This window comes from Nocardia donostiensis (assembly GCF_002081715.1).
Lineage (GTDB): Bacteria > Actinomycetota > Actinomycetes > Mycobacteriales > Mycobacteriaceae > Nocardia > Nocardia donostiensis.
This window is the reverse complement of sequence record NZ_MUKP01000011.1, coordinates 115,669-133,167: the sequence shown is the minus strand read 5'-3', so window position 1 is coordinate 133,167 and position 17,499 is coordinate 115,669. Positions and strand designations below refer to the sequence as shown.

Annotated in this window: 14 protein-coding genes and 1 tRNA gene; 11 read left to right on the top strand and 4 right to left on the bottom strand. The window is 66.0% G+C overall.

Annotation, left to right across the window (positions count from 1 at the left end):
• The first annotated feature begins 112 nt into the window (after positions 1–112).
• The 8 genes from B0T44_RS10065 (at position 113) to B0T44_RS10030 (ending at position 8,112) form a co-directional block, all read left to right on the top strand.
• The gene (locus B0T44_RS10065; RefSeq protein ID WP_077116844.1) at positions 113–1,267 is read left to right on the top strand and encodes a TauD/TfdA family dioxygenase; all 1,155 of its coding nucleotides are present in this window, start codon (positions 113–115) and stop codon (positions 1,265–1,267) included.
• Complete coding sequence (locus B0T44_RS10060; RefSeq protein WP_175648017.1) at positions 1,239–2,249, top strand: ornithine cyclodeaminase family protein; 1,011 nt, start codon at positions 1,239–1,241, stop codon at positions 2,247–2,249. Before B0T44_RS10065 ends, B0T44_RS10060 begins: the two co-directional genes overlap by 29 nt.
• Positions 2,240–3,619 (top strand): alanine racemase, encoded by a 1,380-nt coding sequence (locus B0T44_RS10055; protein ID WP_245839318.1) that lies wholly within the window; start codon positions 2,240–2,242, stop codon positions 3,617–3,619. The genes B0T44_RS10060 and B0T44_RS10055 overlap by 10 nt, the downstream gene beginning before the upstream one ends.
• 62 nt (positions 3,620–3,681) lie before the next feature.
• Positions 3,682–4,782 carry a PLP-dependent cysteine synthase family protein gene (locus tag B0T44_RS10050; protein WP_081511881.1) on the top strand — a complete coding sequence of 367 codons (1,101 nt, stop codon included), beginning with the start codon at positions 3,682–3,684 and terminating at the stop codon, positions 4,780–4,782.
• Complete coding sequence (locus B0T44_RS10045; protein WP_425436844.1) at positions 4,782–6,188, top strand: MATE family efflux transporter; 1,407 nt, start codon at positions 4,782–4,784, stop codon at positions 6,186–6,188. Before B0T44_RS10050 ends, B0T44_RS10045 begins: the two co-directional genes overlap by 1 nt.
• A gap of 110 nt (positions 6,189–6,298) precedes the next feature.
• Complete coding sequence (locus B0T44_RS10040) at positions 6,299–6,760, top strand: flavodoxin domain-containing protein (protein WP_077116846.1); 462 nt, start codon at positions 6,299–6,301, stop codon at positions 6,758–6,760.
• Between the two features lie 294 nt (positions 6,761–7,054).
• Complete coding sequence (locus B0T44_RS10035) at positions 7,055–7,540, top strand: hypothetical protein (RefSeq protein ID WP_077116847.1); 486 nt, start codon at positions 7,055–7,057, stop codon at positions 7,538–7,540.
• Complete coding sequence (locus B0T44_RS10030) at positions 7,537–8,112, top strand: TerD family protein (RefSeq protein ID WP_077116848.1); 576 nt, start codon at positions 7,537–7,539, stop codon at positions 8,110–8,112. Before B0T44_RS10035 ends, B0T44_RS10030 begins: the two co-directional genes overlap by 4 nt.
• Before the next feature lie 60 nt (positions 8,113–8,172).
• Here B0T44_RS10030 and B0T44_RS10025 read toward each other — a convergent pair whose 3' ends face one another.
• The 4 genes from B0T44_RS10025 to B0T44_RS10010 form a co-directional block, all read right to left on the bottom strand.
• Positions 8,173–8,808, bottom strand: a complete 636-nt coding sequence (locus B0T44_RS10025) for a nucleoside triphosphate pyrophosphohydrolase (protein ID WP_245839345.1) — start codon at positions 8,806–8,808, stop codon at positions 8,173–8,175.
• A 113-nt stretch (positions 8,809–8,921) separates the two neighbouring features.
• Positions 8,922–12,563: a transcription-repair coupling factor gene (gene mfd, locus B0T44_RS10020; RefSeq protein WP_077116849.1), complete on the bottom strand. Its 3,642-nt coding sequence runs from the start codon at positions 12,561–12,563 to the stop codon at positions 8,922–8,924.
• Positions 12,564–13,049: 486 nt separating this feature from the next.
• Positions 13,050–13,697: a TetR family transcriptional regulator gene (locus tag B0T44_RS10015; protein WP_077116850.1), complete on the bottom strand. Its 648-nt coding sequence runs from the start codon at positions 13,695–13,697 to the stop codon at positions 13,050–13,052.
• Positions 13,698–13,901: 204 nt separating this feature from the next.
• Positions 13,902–14,516, bottom strand: coding sequence for a TetR/AcrR family transcriptional regulator (locus B0T44_RS10010; RefSeq protein ID WP_077116851.1), 615 nt, complete (start codon positions 14,514–14,516; stop codon positions 13,902–13,904).
• A 250-nt stretch (positions 14,517–14,766) separates the two neighbouring features.
• Here B0T44_RS10010 and B0T44_RS10000 point away from each other — a divergent pair.
• The 3 genes from B0T44_RS10000 to B0T44_RS09990 all read left to right on the top strand — a co-directional run bounded on the left by B0T44_RS10000 (position 14,767) and on the right by B0T44_RS09990 (position 17,347).
• A tRNA-Gln gene (locus B0T44_RS10000) sits at positions 14,767–14,837 on the top strand.
• 39 nt (positions 14,838–14,876) lie between these two features.
• The gene (gene glmU, locus B0T44_RS09995) at positions 14,877–16,367 is read left to right on the top strand and encodes a bifunctional UDP-N-acetylglucosamine diphosphorylase/glucosamine-1-phosphate N-acetyltransferase GlmU (RefSeq protein ID WP_077116853.1); all 1,491 of its coding nucleotides are present in this window, start codon (positions 14,877–14,879) and stop codon (positions 16,365–16,367) included.
• On the top strand, positions 16,367–17,347 hold the full coding sequence (locus B0T44_RS09990; protein WP_077116854.1) for a ribose-phosphate diphosphokinase: 981 nt from the start codon (positions 16,367–16,369) through the stop codon (positions 17,345–17,347). The genes glmU and B0T44_RS09990 overlap by 1 nt, the downstream gene beginning before the upstream one ends.
• Positions 17,348–17,499 lie beyond the last annotated feature (152 nt).

Sequence of the window (17,499 nt, the reverse complement as noted above, 5' to 3'; positions counted from 1 at the left end):
TCTATGCGCGGCGGTTAGGTAAGCCTTGCCCTAGCCCCAACGGAAGCACTAGCTTCGCAGATCGAATCGTCATCGCCCGCTTTTCGACCCGATGCGAAGAAGGGAATGCCTGGTGAAAAGCGTTCTCCCCGAACGTAAGACGTTTCACCCACCCGCGATGGAACATCGCGAACTGTCCGCAGCCGCCGGGCGCGCCGTCCGCGAAATCGCTCATGACATATCACTCGAATTCCTCTCTGCACCAAGCGAAGTTGCGCATACACTGACCGAACCTGCGCTGATCCACCAGATTGCGCGGCGCGCCGGTGAGCTGCCCGTCGAAGCGCGCGCGGTGATGCGACCACCCAGCACCGCAGCGGGCGCCACGATCGTGCACCGCATCCCACTGACCGACGACGAATGCGGGCCCACACCCGCCGACTGGCGCCAAGCGGCACACTGGAGCGGCGAACCGGGCAGGCGCGCCTGCTCTTTCGAACTCGATATCGCGATGCTGCTCCTCGCCGCCTGCGCCGGTGAGCCGTTCGGCTGGCAGGGACAACAGGGCGGCCGACTGGTGAACAACATCGTGCCCGCGGCCGGTCACGAAGACGAACAGTCAGGCGCAAGCAGCTCAACCCTGCTCAGCCCGCATACCGAAGACGCCTTCCACCCGAAACGCGCCAATCTGCTTGCGCTGCTGTGCCTGCGCAATCCGGACCGCATCGGCACCACGGTGTCGTCGGTGCGCAGGGTGGAATTGAGCGCCGGGCAACGCAGCCAACTCAGCATGCCGGTGCTGCCGATCCTGCCCGACGTCTCCTACGGTTCCGGCTACGACCGGGCCACCGCGATGCCCGTTCCCACTCTATGGTCGACGTCCGAAACAACCTCGGATACACAACATATGACCATTCGCTACGACCCGGCATACACCCCACTGGAAGACGCCGACCGCGAATACCGCGACGCCTACGCACAACTCACCGCCGAACTGGAACGCGTCTGCGTCACCGCAGCCCTGCAGCCAGGGGAAATCCTGTTGCTGGACAACGATGTCGCAGTACACGGCCGGGTCCCTTTCATCGCCCGCTACGACGGGACCGACCGCTGGCTCAAACGAGTGAACATCCGGCTACCCCAACGACAGCGCCGCAGTGCCGAATCCGAGGAGAATGGATACGGGCAAGAGCTGGTCGCCCCATTCGGGGCAGCCGGACCGGAGACGGTCGCGGCAGGAGTAGAGCGGGACAGCACAGATGATCGAGGATCCCATGGGCACACGTGACCGGGCGACCCCGCTGCGGGTGCTGAGTCGCAGCGACCTCGCCGATGTACCGGTATCCCCCGCCGAGGTGGTCCGCGCCGTGGAGGACGCCTATCTGGCGCTCGCCGCAGGCGAATCCGACAACCCGCGCAAACTCAGCGTCGCCAACCCGGACGGCTGGTCGGTCGCCTATGCGATGCTCGGCCGCGACGGCCGCCGCCGCGTGGTCGCGATGAAAACCTCCTACAAATTCGATCCGGGTCACGACCGCAGCACCAAGCGGTACTACACCACCATCACCCTCTACGACGACACCACCGGCGCCCCCATCGCGATGATGGACTGTGCCAGGGTCGGCGCGCTGCGCACCCCAGCGGTCTCGGCACTGCTGGTACGGGAAACGATTCGCCGCGACGCCGAAAGTGTGCTGTTGATCGGCACCGGCACCCAGGGCCGCAACGCTCTGCCGCATCTGCTGGCGGCCAATCCGCAACTGCGCACACTGATGCTGTACGGCACCCATCCCGAAGGTATCGAGGCGGTGCACCGGCAGCTGGCCGCATATCAGCCGCACGCGGTGCTGGAGAACGTCGACGATCCACAGGCCGCCGCACGCGCCGCCGACGTGGTACTGGCCACGGCGGGACCGGGCACCGAGGTCGCCCTGGAATCCGAGGATCTGAAACCAGGGTCGGTGGCGGTGCTGGTCGGCTACGGCCTAGCCCCGTCCACCCTGGGCGACGCCGACCGGGTGGTCGCCACCAGTGCCGAGCAGATGGCATTGACCGGTGTCGATATGGCCGATGAGCACGGCGTGCTGCGCGGCGTGGACGCCGAGCTGCCGCAGATCCTCAACCGCCGCGCCGTAGCCAGGCGTAGTCAGGACGAGCGCATCTTCGTCTACAACAGCGGCCTGGTGCTCACCGATGTCGCTGTCGCACATGCCCTGGCCCAGCGTGCCATCGCCGAAGGCCGCGGCACGGAGGTGGCACTGTGGGATTGACCGGAGCCGACGAGGTGACGCCCGATGCCAGGGCGCACCGCCCGGCATCCGACGCGGGCACCGTCGCCGCACCCCTGCCCGCGTACCGCGACGAATGGGAGCGGCGGGCGTTCGACGACCCGAACCTGCTCGGGGACATCGCGTTCGCGGTGAACGGCCCGTTCCATCTGATGTACCCCGAGCGCGTTGGCCGGAATATCCGCGGCTTCCAGGAGGTATTCGCGCAGTCGGGTGTGGCGGGGTCCATCTACTTCGGCAAGAAGGCGAACAAGGCGGCGTGCGTGGCTCGTGCCTGCGCCGAACACGACACCGGTGTGGACGTCGCCAGCGTCGGCGAGCTGACCGCAGCGCTGGCCCAGGGTGTGCGCGGCAGCGACCTGATGGTCACCGGGCCGGAGAAATCCGGCGAGCTGCTCTGGCTGGCGGCCCGGCACGGCGCCCTGATCGCCATGGACAGCATGAGCGAACTCGATCGGGTCGCCGCACTGGGTGTTCCGGTACGAGTGTTGCTGCGGGTGCTGCCGACGGCCTCCGCCAGCCGGTTCGGTATGTCGCCCGAGGAGCTGGAGCAGGCGCAGCGCACCGCGGCCACCACACCATCGGTCCGGGTGGAAGGGTTCAGCTTTCATCTGTCGGGCTACGATCCGGTACCCCGCGCCGAACTGGCCGCCGAACTGGTCGACCGCTGCCTCGCCGCACGAACGCTCGGACATCCGGCCACCACCATCAGTGTCGGCGGCGGTTTCGGTGTCGATTATGTGCCCGGCCCGGCATGGGCGGCGTTCACCGGGCAGGTGAGCAGACGCTGGTTCCATTCCGGCAAGAAATTCCAGTCGTATTACCCGTATCACTTTCCTGAACCCGGACCGGCCATGCTCGCGGCCGTGCTCGGCCACCAGGGGCTGGCGGATCGGCTGCGCTCGGCCGATATCGGTCTGGCGATCGAACCGGGACGTGCGCTGCTCGACCGTGCCGGAAGCACCGTTTTCCGGGTGCAGGGCAGCAAAACCAGGCACGAACACGGGCAGCCGTATCAGCTGCTGACCGTGGACGGGTCCAGCCTGAGCCTGTCCGAACAGTGGTTCGACAGCGAATACCTGCCCGACCCGCTGCCGTGGCCGCCCCGCCAGGGGACACCGACCCCGACCGTGGTCGGCGCCACCACCTGCCTGGAATCGGACATGCTCAGCTGGCGCCGGGTACCGCTACCGAGACCGGCCGCACCCGGCGATCTGCTCGTCTATCCGAATACCGCCGGGTATCAGATGGACTCGAACGAGTCCGCGTTCCACGAACTACCCATTCCGCCCAAGGTGGTGCTTCACGACGCACCGGGCGGCCGGTTCCGCTGGACGCTGGACGCCGGATAGCAGGCACATCGGCTGCATCGATCAGCCGTATCGAATTTTCCCTTTCGACCGAGGAGACCTCCATGCCGCTCGTCACGCGTGTGACGGATCTGATCGGCCGCACCCCGCTGTTCGAGCTGGCGGCCACCGCGACCGGCACCCGGCTGTTACTCAAACTGGAGCAGTTCAATCCCACCGGTGCTGCCAAGATCCGGATGGCCAGGGAAATGGTGCGAGATGCCGAAGAACGCGGTTTGCTGAAAGATGGCGGGCATATCATCGAATCCACATCCGGAAATACCGGGCTCGGATTGGCGGTGGTTGCCGCCGAACGCGGCTACCGTTTCACGGCGGTGGTCGACCACCACGCATGTAAGGACAAACTGCGCGCGATGCAAGCGATGGGTGCGGAATTGGTTTTCGTCGCCGACGCCGGCGACGACAACCTGGCCACCTCGGCCCGGGAGGATCATGCCGAGTCTATGGCCGCTGCCCGCCCCGACGCGTATTTCACCGAACAGCACAACAACGACGCCAATGCCGTCGGCTACTATGCGGTAGCAGAAGAATTGCTGGAAGAGGTCGAGCGCGTCGATATCCTGCTGTCAGCGGTCGGCACCGGAGGTTCGCTGTTCGGCACCGCGACCCGGCTGCGGCAGCTCGGCTGCGTACCCCATGTAATCGGCGTCGAGCCGGTGGGCTCGATCGCCTTCGGCGGGCCGGGCGGACCGTACTGGCAGTCCGGCACCGGCACTCCCCCCGGCGCCACCATCGGCACCGCCGTCGACTACTCGCTGCTCGACGAGGGCGTGAAGGTTTCCGACGCGGCGGCGTTCGCCACCGCCCGTGCCGTGGCCCGCCAGCTCGGGCTCATGATCGGCGGCTCGGCGGGCGGTTCGGTCCATGCGGCGCTGACCCGGCTCGAGGATTTCCCGCCCGGCTCCACCGTGGTCACCATCGTCTGCGACGGCGGCGAGAAATACCTGGACACTGTGTTCGACGACGAATGGATGGCTGCCCGCGACCTGCTCGATCCCGGTCTCGAACACGAGGTACATCAGATGCTGGACCGCTACACCCCACCGGCCCGGCGGCAGCCGCCGTCCCACCGCGCCCCTGCTGAACTGTCCGGACACCGGCCGGAACCGGATCATCTCGCCGGTCAGATGGTGCAGGTACCGTGATCGCGACGCTGGGACGTTACCGCGCCGACGGCCACCGCCTCACAGCGCTGGCCACCCCGATCGCCCTCACCCAGCTCGCCCAGATCGCGGTCTCCACCACCAATATCGCGCTGATGGGCACGCTCGGCGTCGCACAGCTCGCCGCAGGCGGGTTGGCGATGGTGCTGTTCAACCAGATCCGCACCATGTGCGTCGGACTGATCACCGGCAGCGGTAACCAGATCGCCGCCGCCGTCGGCGCGGCAGGCAAAAGCGGCAGCAATGCCGACGATGCGGTACGCGATGTGGTGCGCTCCAGTTTTCTGATCGCCACCGGTGCGGGACTACTCGGCGGCGCGATCCTCATCGGCCTCGGCTGGATGCTGCCCTGGCTCGGGCAGGACCCCGGTGTGCTCGCCGAGGCGCGCCCGATGATGATTGCGCTCGCCCCCGGCCTGCTGCCGTGCCTGTGGTTCCAGGTGCTGCGCCAATACACCGTCGGTATGCAGCGCCCGCAAGCGTTGCTGTTGGTGACGCTCGGCTCGATCGGGCTGAACCTGGCGCTGGCACTGTGCTTCATCCACGGCTGGGCCGGACTACCCGCGCTCGGGCTGACCGGGATCGGTGTGGCCAGCTCGCTGGTCTTCCTGATCACCTTCGCGGTGTTCTTGGCGATGGTGCGCCGCGACAGCGAACTCGGCCGGACTCTGCCGCTGCGACCGTGGCCGGTGCGTTTGGCGACCGTGCGCGCGGAACTGCGGCTCGGCGCCCCGATCTCGCTCACCTACGGCTCCGAAGCCGGAATGTTCTCGGTGCTCGCCCTGGCGATGGGCACTATCGGCCCGGCGGCACTGGCCGCGCACAACGTGGTCTATCAGGTCATCTACATCGTGTTCCAGGTAGCGATCGGCCTCTCGCACGGCGCGTCGATCCTGGTCAGCCATGCGGTGGCGCGTGCGGAAACCGGGCACGCCCGGGTCATCGCCTGGCTCGCGCTGCGGCATGCCGTCGTGGTGGCGGCCGTCACCGGCGTGGCCTACGTGGCGGTACCCGATCTGGTGCTGCGCCCGTTCATGGATCCGGGTGACACCGCCGGTATGGAGATCGCCCGCACCCTGTTGTTGATCGGTATCGTGCTGCAGTTCTTCGACGCCGCGCAGAACATCGGCACCGGGCTGTTACGTGGCCTGGAGGCGACCAGAGCCGGCTTCCGGCTGTCGGTGGTGGGCTACTGGCTCGTCGGGCTACCGACGGCGCTGCTGCTGGCCTTCCCGGCCGGACTCGGTGCACCCGGTGTCTGGTGGGGTCTCACCGCCGGCCTGGCGGCTACCGCCACATTGATGCTGCGCCGGTATTTCGCCATGCTCACCGACCGGGACGGCGTGGAGTTACCCGCCCGCCGGGAACCATTGAACACCCCGAGCTGAGTACGAGCTCGCCGAGTAACGCGGATCGGGGGCTCGGGTGGGTTACCAGGGAAGACCTACCCTAAGTTAGGATTGCCTTCCCAAAGAACTATGCGGAGAGGAGTGGCGCCGTGCGCATTGTTGTTCTGTTCGGCTCGGAGATGGGCACGGCCGAAGCAGTGGCCGAATGCGTGGCCGAGGAGCTGGCCGACCACGATATCTCGGTCTACGACATGACCGACTTCGCTATCGAGGACATCGACAGTGGCGTATTCCACGTCATCGTCTGCTCCACCTACGGCGACGGTGACCTGCCGACCGGCGCGGAACCGTTCTTCGACGCCCTCGACGCGAGCTCCCCCGACCTGACCGGCCTGCGCTTCGCCGTATTCGGGCTCGGCGACTCGGTGTACGGCGACACCTTCAACCGGGGTGGCGAGATCGCGGCCCAGAAGTTGTCCGAGCGCGGCGCGATACAGGTCGGTGAACACGCCCGCCACGATGCATCCACCGAGATCAAACCGAGGGATATGGCGCGCGAGTGGGCGCGGGCGCTGCCGCTGGCGGCGGTTCCGGAACCCGCCCCGGTATGAGCGTGGCGCGGCCATGTGGGCGCAATCGTCTCACTGATGCTCCCGACCAAGGCTCCGGTGAACAGCAGTTCGGTGATCCCATCCAGAACACCATGGGCACCAGGGAAACCCACCGATAACGCCGTGACTGCGACCTACCACGTGCATGCACCCGATATCGATTGCCCTCGGCAGCAGCGGGTTACGGTGACTAGTTCCGCCGCGCACTAACCGAACCGGCTGTCGGCGACGCGATCTAGACTGGAGTGCAGTGCGGCACAGCCGTCGCGCACGTCGAGCCACGAGGTGATGAACATGGCAGCCGGAGCCGGACCTGCACAGCATCAGGATCCATCGACCGACCACCCAGAACTGAATGTCCTGCCGGAATGGCCGCAGGACACGATCGCGGTGCTGGTCACCACGGATCCGGCGCCGCATGCGATCCCGGTGTCCTGGCCCGTTCGTGCAGGCGACCGCACCATTTTCCTCAGCCTCAAATTCGATCGCGGTTCGCTGGCCCGGCTACGGGAACGGCCGCAGATCGCGCTACTGATCCTCGGCGGCGGCAATAACGCCTTTTGCGCGCGCGGTACCGCGAAGGTCATCGCGGAAGAGATGCCCGGCGCCGACGATTACGTCGCGGTCCGCATCGACGTGGACGTGATCGACGATCATCGTCAGTCGGCGTTCGCGGTCGCCAAGGGCATCCAGCGCACCGTGCTCGACGCGAGCGAACTGCACGCCCTGGAGAGCAGAGTGGCGACACTGCGTTCCTGGGTCGAGGAGGGAGAGAATTGAGCGTCACACTGGCCAAAGGCGGCAATGTTTCGCTGTCCAAGCAGGCCCCGAATCTCACCAAAGTAGCCGTTGGTCTCGGCTGGGATGTGCGAACCACTATGGGCGCCGCCTACGACCTGGATGCCAGCGCCCTGGCGACCGGCCCCACCCTGAAAGTGCTGTCGGACAAGCATTTCGTCTTCTACAACAACCTGCGTTCCCCGGAAGGCACCATCGAACACACCGGCGACAACCTCACCGGTGAAGGCGAAGGCGACGACGAGGTGATCAACGTCGACCTGGCGGCCACCCCGCCGACGATCACCAACATCTTCTTCCCCGTCTCCATCCACGAGGCAGATGCGCGCGGCCAGTCCTTCGGCCAGGTCCGCAACGCCTATATCCGCGTCGTCGACGTCAGCACGGGTTCGGAACTGGCCCGCTACGACCTCACCGAAGACGCCTCAACCGAAACCGCCATGGTCTTCGGCGAGCTCTACCGCCACAACAACGAGTGGAAATTCCGCGCCATCGGGCAGGGCTACGCCTCCGGGCTCGCGGGAATCGCCCGCGACTACGGCGTGAACGTCTGATTCGCATCCGAGTGGCACATGGTCGTAACCCACAGGCGTCCATGTGCCACTCGATCGCTGTCAGACAGGCCAGTACTTGCGCCACTCGTCGGCGCCGAGCGCAATACGCTCACCCCGCGCCGCCTCGGCCGCGTCCTCAGCGGCACGGACAGCGGCGACGAAAGCCAATGTCGCCTTGCGTAGGGATTCTTCGGCACTCTCCCGACCGCCGAGCGTGACGCTGCGCAGCGCATCGGGGATCAGATCGTCAGGTAACCCAGCCTTGCTGCTGCGGGCTCGAACCTTTTCGGCAAGGGCAAGGGCAGGTTGGGCCATGGCTATGCCGTCGAGGCAGGAGCGGCGGGATTTTTCCGCCGATTTGCGTTCCTCCCAGGCTTTTTCCTGAGCTGCGATCTTTTCGGCGCGGGAGGCGTCGGGGGCGAGCGCGGCGGCGGTGGCGAGATGAGGGCTGCGGTTGACCAGTTTGGCCACCAACGCGGCGGCGACATCGGCGACGGTGAATTCGCCTGCGGCTTCGGCGATACGGGAGTGGAACAGCACCTGCAACAGCAGATCGCCGAGTTCCTCCTTGATGGTTTCGGCATCCTCGTGCTGGATGGCGTCGAGTAATTCGTAGGTTTCCTCGAGCAGATAGGGACGCAGCGAATCGTGGGTCTGGGTGACCTCCCAGCCACCGAAACGCCACAGGCGGTCCATCACCTCGACGGCTTCAGCCAGCGCGGCAGCAACCGTCGCCGTATCCGAGTCCAACTCCGAGCCGGACGAGCTTGCCAACGGTTCATCCCGCATACGAGATTCCGGGTCCGGGTTCATCGGGCCGCCGACATTTCGGTTTCGACGGCGAGATCCACCGCACCCGCGGGTTTACCGTCGAGTGCGAGCAGCAGATCGGCGACATACTGAAGCAACGCCACATCACGAAGTCGTTGCGCGCCGACACTGTCCTCGACCCGGGGCAGCGGGAACTGCACCACCCCGCTGGCGGCACGATAGGAGGCGCTGGGGTAGATGCGTTTGAGCCGCAGCTGTTTGGAGTCGGGCAGGCTCATCGGGGAGATCTTCACCGTTGTTCCGGTGACCGCGATTTCGGTGACACCGTATTCGCGGGCCAACAGGCGCAGTTTCGCCACCGACACCAGTCGGCCGACCTCGACCGGCAGCGGGCCGTAACGGTCGACGAGCTCTTCCACAACGCCCGTCAGCGCCGCATCGTCCTGGGCGGCGGCCAGCTTGCGATAAGCCTCCAGACGCAGGCGGTCGCTGGCGACGTAATCGGGTGGAATATGCGCGTCCACCGGCAGGTCGATACGCACCTCTTTGGGTTCCTCGGTGGTGATGGGTTTACCGTCGGCGGCGGCGCGGTAGGCCTCCACCGCTTCGCCGACGAGCCGCACATACAGGTCGAACCCGACACCCGCCACATGACCGGACTGCTCCGCGCCGAGGACATTGCCCGCGCCCCGGATCTCCAGATCCTTCATGGCCACAGCCATACCGGCACCGAGGTCGGAGTTCTGGGCGATGGTGGCCAGACGGTCGTAGGCGGTTTCGGTGAGCGGTTTCTCCGGCGGGTACAGGAAATAGGCGTAACCCCGTTCCCGGCTGCGTCCGACTCGGCCGCGCAGCTGGTGCAACTGTGACAGGCCGAGGGCATCGGCGCGTTCCACGATCAAGGTGTTGGCGTTGGAAATGTCCAAGCCCGTTTCGATGATGGTGGTGCACACCAGCACATCGAATTCACGCTGCCAGAAACCCTGTACTGTGCGCTCCAGGGTGTCTTCGTTCATCTGGCCGTGCGCGACGACAACGCGGGCTTCCGGCACCAGCTCGCGAATCCGCTTGGCCGCCTTGTCGATCGACGACACCCGATTGTGCACGTAGAAAACCTGACCGTCGCGCAACAGTTCGCGGCGGATGGCGGCGGTGACCTGTTTGTCGTTGTAGGCGCCGACATAGGTGAGCACCGGGTGCCGTTCCTCGGGCGGGGTGAGGATGGTCGACATCTCCCGGATCCCGGCCAGGCTCATCTCCAAGGTGCGCGGGATCGGGGTCGCCGACATGGTGAGCACGTCGACATGGGTGCGCAGCGCCTTGATGTGTTCCTTGTGTTCCACACCGAACCGCTGTTCCTCGTCGACGATGACCAGGCCCAGGTTCTTCCAGCGCACACCCGTCTGCAGCAGCCGGTGGGTGCCGACCACGATATCGACGGTTCCATCCGCCATCCCTTCGAGCACCTCACGGGATTCCCCGGGGTCGGTGAACCGGGACAACCCCTTCACGGTGACCGGGAAACCGGCGATGCGTTCGGTGAAGGTCTGCAGATGCTGCTGGGCAAGCAGCGTGGTCGGCACCAGCACCACGACCTGCTTACCGTCCTGCACCGCTTTGAACGCTGCACGGACCGCGATCTCGGTTTTGCCGTAACCGACATCACCGCAGACCACGCGATCCATCGGGACCGGTTTCTCCATATCGGCCTTCACCTCGGAGATGGCCGTCATCTGGTCGACGGTTTCGGTGTACGCGAATGCGTCCTCCATCTCCTGCTGCCACGGGGTATCGGGACCGAACGCATGCCCGGGGGCCGCTTGACGCGCAGCGTAGAGCTGCACCAGTTCGCCCGCGATCTCCCGGACCGCTTTGCGCGCTTTACGTTTCGTGTTGGCCCAGTCGGAACCGCCGAGCTTGGACAGGCTCGGCATCTCCCCACCCACATAGCGGGACAGCTGGTCCAGCGATTCCATCGGCACATACAGGCGGTCGCCGGGCTGGCCGCGTTTACCCGGGGCGTATTCGATGACGAGGTATTCACGGCGGGCGCCGCCGACGGTGCGTTCGATCATCTCGACGAACCGGCCGATGCCGTGTTGATCGTGCACCACCATGTCACCCGCGTTCAGGGCGAGCGGATCGACCTGGTTGCGGCGTTTGGCAGGCAGGCGCCTACCGTCGGTGGGCGCGGTGACCCGGTTGCCGGTGAGATCGGATTCGGCGACGATCACCAGTCCGGCGTCGGCGAAAACCAGGCCATCGTGCAGCGACGCGCACAGCACACCGACAACGCCGGGGGCAGGTTCGTCGCCCGCGTCCAACGCGGCCGCGGGTACATCAGCATCACCGAGACGTTCCAGGACACGCTGGGCGGTACCGTGCCCGGCGACAGTCACCACCGCACGCCCGCCGGTGGTGACATGCGCGCGCAGGGACGCGAAAATCGTCGCGACCAGTTCGTCGGAGCCGCGTGCGGTGGGCCCGGCCTGCACCGGAAGCACCACTTCGGCAGGGTCACCGGATTCCAGCGGGCTCACACTCCACCAGGGCAGCCCCCGCTGGTCGGCGCCGGCATGAATATCGGGCAGCGGCCGATAGGCGGAGGCAGCCAGGTCGAGGCCGTGCCCACCCAGCGGGGCATCCCCGCCGAAGGAAGCTGCCGTCCACGACGCTTCGAGGAACTCTTCACCCGTTCGCACCAGGTCGGCGGCGCGGGTGCGTACCTTCTGCGGATCGCAGATCAGCAGGTGGGCTCCGTCGGGCAGGATCTCGGTGAGCAGCCGCAACCCACCCGGCCGCAGCACCGGCAGCAGCGCCTCCATCCCGTCCACCGGAATACCTTCGGCGAGCTTCCCCAGCATCTCCACCAGCGCGGCGTCGGCGGCATAATCCGCGGCGACCACCGCTGCGCGCTCCCGCACCTCGGCGGAAAGCAACAGCTCACGACACGGCGGCGCGACCACGGCATCGACCGACGTATCCGGCAGCGAACGCTGATCGGCGACGGAAAACGGCCGCAACTCGGTGACCTCGTCACCCCAGAACTCCACGCGCACCGGATGGTCAGCGGTAGGCGGGAAAAGGTCAAGGATCCCGCCGCGCACCGCGAATTCACCACGTTTGCCCACCATGTCGACACGCGTGTAGGCGAACTCGACCAGCCGCTCCAGCAGCTCGTCCAGATCACATTCCGCCCCCACCCGCAGCACGACCGGTTCGATATCGCCCAGCCCATCGGCCATCGGCTGCATCAGCGACCGCACGGTTGTCACCACAACCTTCAGCGGTTCCGGGAACACCGGATCCTCCGGATGCGCCAGCCGCCGCAAAACCTCCAACCTGCGGCCCACCGTGTCCGCGCCCGGCGACAACCGCTCATGCGGCAACGTCTCCCAAGACGGGAACTGCGCAACCGCCGCCCCCAACATCTCGGTGAGCTCGAGCGTCAGATCATCGGCCTCCCGCCCTGTGGCCGTCACCAGCACAACCGGCTGCGCCCCAGCCGCCCCGGCTGCACCTGCTGCGCCGGTCAAGGTAGCCGCCACAAACGATCGCGCCGCAGCAGGCGCCACCAACTCCACCGGCGACTTCCCGACCAACTCGGCCACGGTCCGCAACGCGATATCGGCACCGGCCGCCGCGGCCAGTCCCGCCAAAGGTGGACGAGGGGCAGACATGCAGACTCCTGAACGCGAACGAGAATTCGACCGAGCTGAGTTTATTGGCGCGCTGGCGCGCGCAGGTTCGCGCCCCCTTCGTGGCTCGCTTTTCAACGCCCGTGACCCGCGCCTTCGGCGAATGCGCTGCGGTCGCTGAAAAGCGAGCCGGGTCGCGAACGGGCTCGTAAGACTCGCCCTGGACGGGGCTGGGTTGTCGGGAAAGGAGCGTTTCTACGGGACCGTCTCGGGGTGTTGACGGATACCCTACCCCTGAATCGGTCCAGAACAACCTGCCCCTTTCCGCACTCCCGGGCCCAGGTGGTCGCTGCCCAACTCGGGCAACAACCCCGCAGCACACCCGCCGAAACTCCCCTGAACCGCACTCAACCGACCATAACTTCCACGCTCACCCAACCCGTACGGTTTGCGGCCCGGCGAGCCACAAGGGGGCCGCAAACCCGCCGCGACGGAGTCGCGGCCAGTGTTACAGAGTCGCGGTCGGTGTTACGTCACGTACCTGCGTAGTCTCCGTGCGGCGAACTCCCGGAAGTACGCGATCTTGTCATCCGGGACGATCGACGGCAGCAGGAAATACCAGGCCCGTTCCATCCGCGTGGCCATCTGGTCCATCGAATCGGTGCCCACGGCCACGATGTGTACCCCGGTGGTGATCCCTTGGAGGAGCATGCCGATGGTTTCCGGGTCGAGACCTTCGTTGAGGTCTCCTTGCGCAATGGCGCGTTCGGCGAGCAGCCGGTATGTCTCTCCCCACGATTTGGCGATGTTGTCGCCGTTTGCCCCGCGGTAGTCACCGATCTGGTGGGTGAGTTTGAGCATGGCGCCGACCATGGGGTCGTTCACAGAGAGGTCGGCGACGACGTAGGTGATGCCGATGCAGGCTTCGAGCGCGGGGACTCGGGGGTCGAAGAAGCCCTGGCAGGAGCTGACGAGTCTTTCGTTGCCCTGGTCGACGACTGCGCGGGCGAGTTCTTCCTTGGAGCCGAAATGGAAGTACAGGGCGCCTTTGGTGACGTTGGATTGCGCGATGATTTCGCTGAGGCTCGCGTTGGCGTAGCCCAAGCGCAGAAAGACGTCGGCTGCGCCCGCGAGGACGGAGTCGCGGGTGATCTCCGCGCGCGCTTGCCTAGCCATCGTTTCCGCCTGTCATCCTGAAAACCAGCCATCCTGAAGTAGACCGATATCGGTGAAGTTGACCGACTTACCGCCTGAACAGCACCCAAAGGATGGGTGAACCGTACCACCAGCGTGCGCTGAGCCAGTCGATTCGAGCATTCGGCCGGTTCGCGTCTGCGGTTCACCTGGTGTTCTTGATCATTCGTCGTCTTCGCTCGGAGATCATCCGGAGGTTTCGGCCGGCCATTCTGAGCTGAGTTGCGGGTCGGCTTCGAGGTGGCTGAGACCGTTCCAGCACAGGTTGACCAGGTGGGCGGCGACAACTTCCTTGGAAGGTGTGCGTTCGTCGAGCCACCAGGTTGCGGCGGTGGAGACCATGCCGACGAGCGCTTGGGCGTAGAGGGTGGCGAGGGTGGTGTCGAAGCCGCGGCGGTCGAAATCGCCGGCGAGGATATGAGCGACCTGGTTGACGGCTTCGTTGAGGAGGCTGGAGTAGCGGCCGTCACCGGTACCGACGGGCTGGTCGCGGACCAGGATGCGGAATCCGTCGGTGCGCTGCTCGATGTAGGTGAGCAGGGCGAGCGCGACTTGTTCGAGCCGGACTCGGGAGCGGTTCTGGGTGAGCGAGGAGGTGATCATATCGAGCAGCATCGACATTTCGCGGTCGACGACGACGGCGTACAGGCCTTCTTTGCCGCCGAAGTGCTCGTAGACGACGGGTTTGGAGACTTGGGCGCGTTGCGCGATTTCCTCGATGGAGCTGGCCTCGTAACCACGTTCGGCGAACAGGGCGCGGCCGATTTCGATCAGCTGCTGCCGCCGTTGGGTCCCTGTCATACGCGGCCGAGGCAACCGGCTCGGTTCACCCGAAGACAACGCTCCCGCCTCCCTACTCCGGGGTCGTTTGCTCCTGCCGGTGGTGCGCACGACCGAGATTGTCCGCGTCAACTGTGCCAGACAGCGCGTGCTCCCCGGTATCCGGCCGCGCCGACTCCAGATGCGGTTCGACGGATGCACGGTCGGCATGCGAGTATCGTTGCCGTGCCGGGGCGCAGTGGTGGGTTTGCGTGACCCGCCGGTGTGACAATCCGCCGTAGTGTAATGGCAGCACCTCTGATTTTGGTTCAGATAGTTCAGGTTCGAGTCCTGGCGGCGGAGCTCGCGAGCACGGTGACCATCGTTGGCCGAGGGAGATTCATGCCACAGCAGACCGCCGTCGTCGTCCTCGCAGCGGGCGCTGGGACGCGAATGCGGTCGAAGACCCCCAAGGTGCTGCATTCGCTGGCCGGTAGGAGCATGCTCGCGCACGCGTTGTACGCGGCGAACGATATCGATCCGGCCTATCTGGTGACGGTCGTCGGCCACGACCGGGACCAGGTCGGCGCGGCGGTGGACGCAGTCGCGGATGAACTGGGGCGCGTGATCGTTCCCGCCGTGCAGTCCGAGCAGCTGGGCACCGGTCATGCCGTGCAATGCGGCCTGACGGCATTGCCCGACGATTTCACCGGTGACGTGCTGGTCACCTCCGCCGATGTGCCGCTGCTGGACGGCCACACCCTGTCGGCGCTGCTGGACGAGCACCGCAGTTACGCGGAACGGCCCGCGGTCACCGTGCTGACGTTCGTTCCGCCGGACCCGAACGGTTACGGCCGGATCGTGCGTGACGACGACGGCCAAGTCGTGGAAATCGTCGAACACGCCGACGCGACGCCGGAGCAGACCCATATCACCGAGGTCAACTCGGGTGTCTACGCATTCGATGTGCGGGTGCTGCGCACCATGCTCGGGCGGCTGTCCACGGCGAACGCTCAGCACGAGCTGTATTTGACCGATGTGCTGCGGCTGGCGCGCGAGGCCGGGCATCCGGTGCACGGCGCACGGCTGGTGGATGCGGCGAAGGTCACCGGTGTGAACGATCGGGTGCAGTTGGCGGAGGCCGCGCGCACCCTCAACCGCTATCTGCTGGAACGGCATATGCGGGCCGGGGTGACCGTGGTCGATCCGGACACCACCTGGGTGGATGCCGGGGTGCGCATCGCGCGGGACGTGATCTTGAAGCCAGGGGTGCAACTGTTCGGCGCGACAGTCGTCGGCGAAGACGCCGAGATCGGGCCCGACTGCACCCTGTCCGATACGGTCGTCGGGGAAGGCGCGCGCGTCATCCGCACGCACGGCGAGGGCGCGGTGATCGGCCGCTGCGCCACCATCGGACCGTTCGCTTACCTGCGTCCGGGCACCGTGCTCGGCGAATCCGGCAAACTGGGCGCGTTCGTGGAAACCAAGAACGCCGATATCGGTGCGCATTCGAAAGTGCCGCATCTGACATATGTGGGTGACGCGACCATCGGCGAGCACAGCAATATCGGCGCGTCCAGCGTTTTCGTCAACTACGACGGAGTGAACAAACACCACACCACGGTCGGTTCGCATGTGCGGACAGGCAGCGACACCATGTTCGTCGCGCCGGTGACCGTGGGTGACGGCGCGTATTCGGCAGCGGGTACCGTACTGCGCAGAAATGTTCCGCCGGGGGCGCTCGCGGTGTCGGGCGGACCACAGCGCAATATTGAGAACTGGGTGCAGCGGTATCGTCCCGGAACCGCTGCGGCGCGCGCGGCGGCGGAAGCCATCGCGGCAAACGAGATGTCGAGTCAGGCAATCGAGCAGCTAAAGGATGGCAATCAGTAGTGACCGCGTCATGGATCGACAACCAGAAGAACCTGATGCTCTTCGCCGGACGGTCTCATCCTGAGCTGGCCGAGCAGGTCGCGAAGGAACTCGACGTCCACGTCACGCCGCAGACCGCACGCGATTTCGCCAATGGGGAGATCTTCGTCCGTTTCGAGGAGTCGGTCCGGGGTTCCGACGCCTTCGTATTGCAGAGCTTCCCCGCGCCGCTGAACGAGTGGCTGATGGAACAGCTCATCATGATCGACGCGCTCAAGCGCGGTTCGGCGAAGCGGATCACGGCCGTGCTGCCGTTCTACCCGTACGCCCGTCAGGACAAGAAGCACCGCGGTCGCGAGCCGATTTCGGCGCGGCTGGTCGCGGATCTGCTGAAGACCGCGGGCGCAGATCGGATCATCACCGTCGACCTGCACACCGACCAGATCCAGGGCTTCTTCGACGGCCCGGTCGACCATATGCATGCCCAGCTGCAGCTGGCCGACTACATCCGGTCGAATTACAGCCTCGAGCACATCACCGTTGTCTCTCCGGACTCGGGACGCGTCCGGGTGGCGGAGAAGTGGGCGGACTCACTGGACGGCGCGCCGCTGGCGTTCATCCACAAAACCCGCGACCCGCTGGTGCCGAATCAGGTGAAGTCGAACCGGGTGGTCGGCGAGGTCGAGGGCCGCACCTGCATCTTGATCGACGACATGATCGACACCGGTGGCACCATCGCGGGCGCGGTGAAGGTGCTGAAGGAGGCAGGCGCCGGCGATGTGGTGATCGCGGCGACGCACGGTGTGCTGAGCTCGCCCGCGGCCGAGCGGTTGGCCGGCTGCGGCACCAAGGAAGTCATCGTGACCAATACGCTGCCGATCACCGAGGAGAAGAAGTTCCCGCAGCTGACGGTGCTGTCCATCGCGCCACTGCTGGCGCGCACCATTCGTGAGGTGTTCGAGAACGGCTCGGTGACCGGGCTGTTCAACGGCAACGCCTGAGCGCGTACTTCGTGGGGCGGCCCGGACTCAGGTCCGGGCCGCTTGTGTTTGTCATGCTTTCCTCGCACCTCACCATGCGGCGCCTACCGGCCGGCTCAATTTGTGACTCGTATCACAATTCGTCCTGATTACTCGCTTCACCGGTGGTACCC

Coding starts and splice junctions, on each gene's coding strand:
- B0T44_RS10025 (WP_245839345.1), bottom strand. CDS start 8,808: ATGGACCGCCTGTGGCGTTTCGGTGGCTGGGAGGTCACCCAGACCCAC.
- B0T44_RS10050 (WP_081511881.1), top strand. CDS start 3,682: ATGCCGCTCGTCACGCGTGTGACGGATCTGATCGGCCGCACCCCGCTG.
- B0T44_RS10010 (WP_077116851.1), bottom strand. CDS start 14,516: ATGACAGGGACCCAACGGCGGCAGCAGCTGATCGAAATCGGCCGCGCC.
- B0T44_RS10035 (WP_077116847.1), top strand. CDS start 7,055: ATGGCAGCCGGAGCCGGACCTGCACAGCATCAGGATCCATCGACCGAC.
- glmU (WP_077116853.1), top strand. CDS start 14,877: ATGCCACAGCAGACCGCCGTCGTCGTCCTCGCAGCGGGCGCTGGGACG.
- B0T44_RS10015 (WP_077116850.1), bottom strand. CDS start 13,697: ATGGCTAGGCAAGCGCGCGCGGAGATCACCCGCGACTCCGTCCTCGCG.
- mfd (WP_077116849.1), bottom strand. CDS start 12,563: ATGTCTGCCCCTCGTCCACCTTTGGCGGGACTGGCCGCGGCGGCCGGT.
- B0T44_RS10060 (WP_175648017.1), top strand. CDS start 1,239: ATGATCGAGGATCCCATGGGCACACGTGACCGGGCGACCCCGCTGCGG.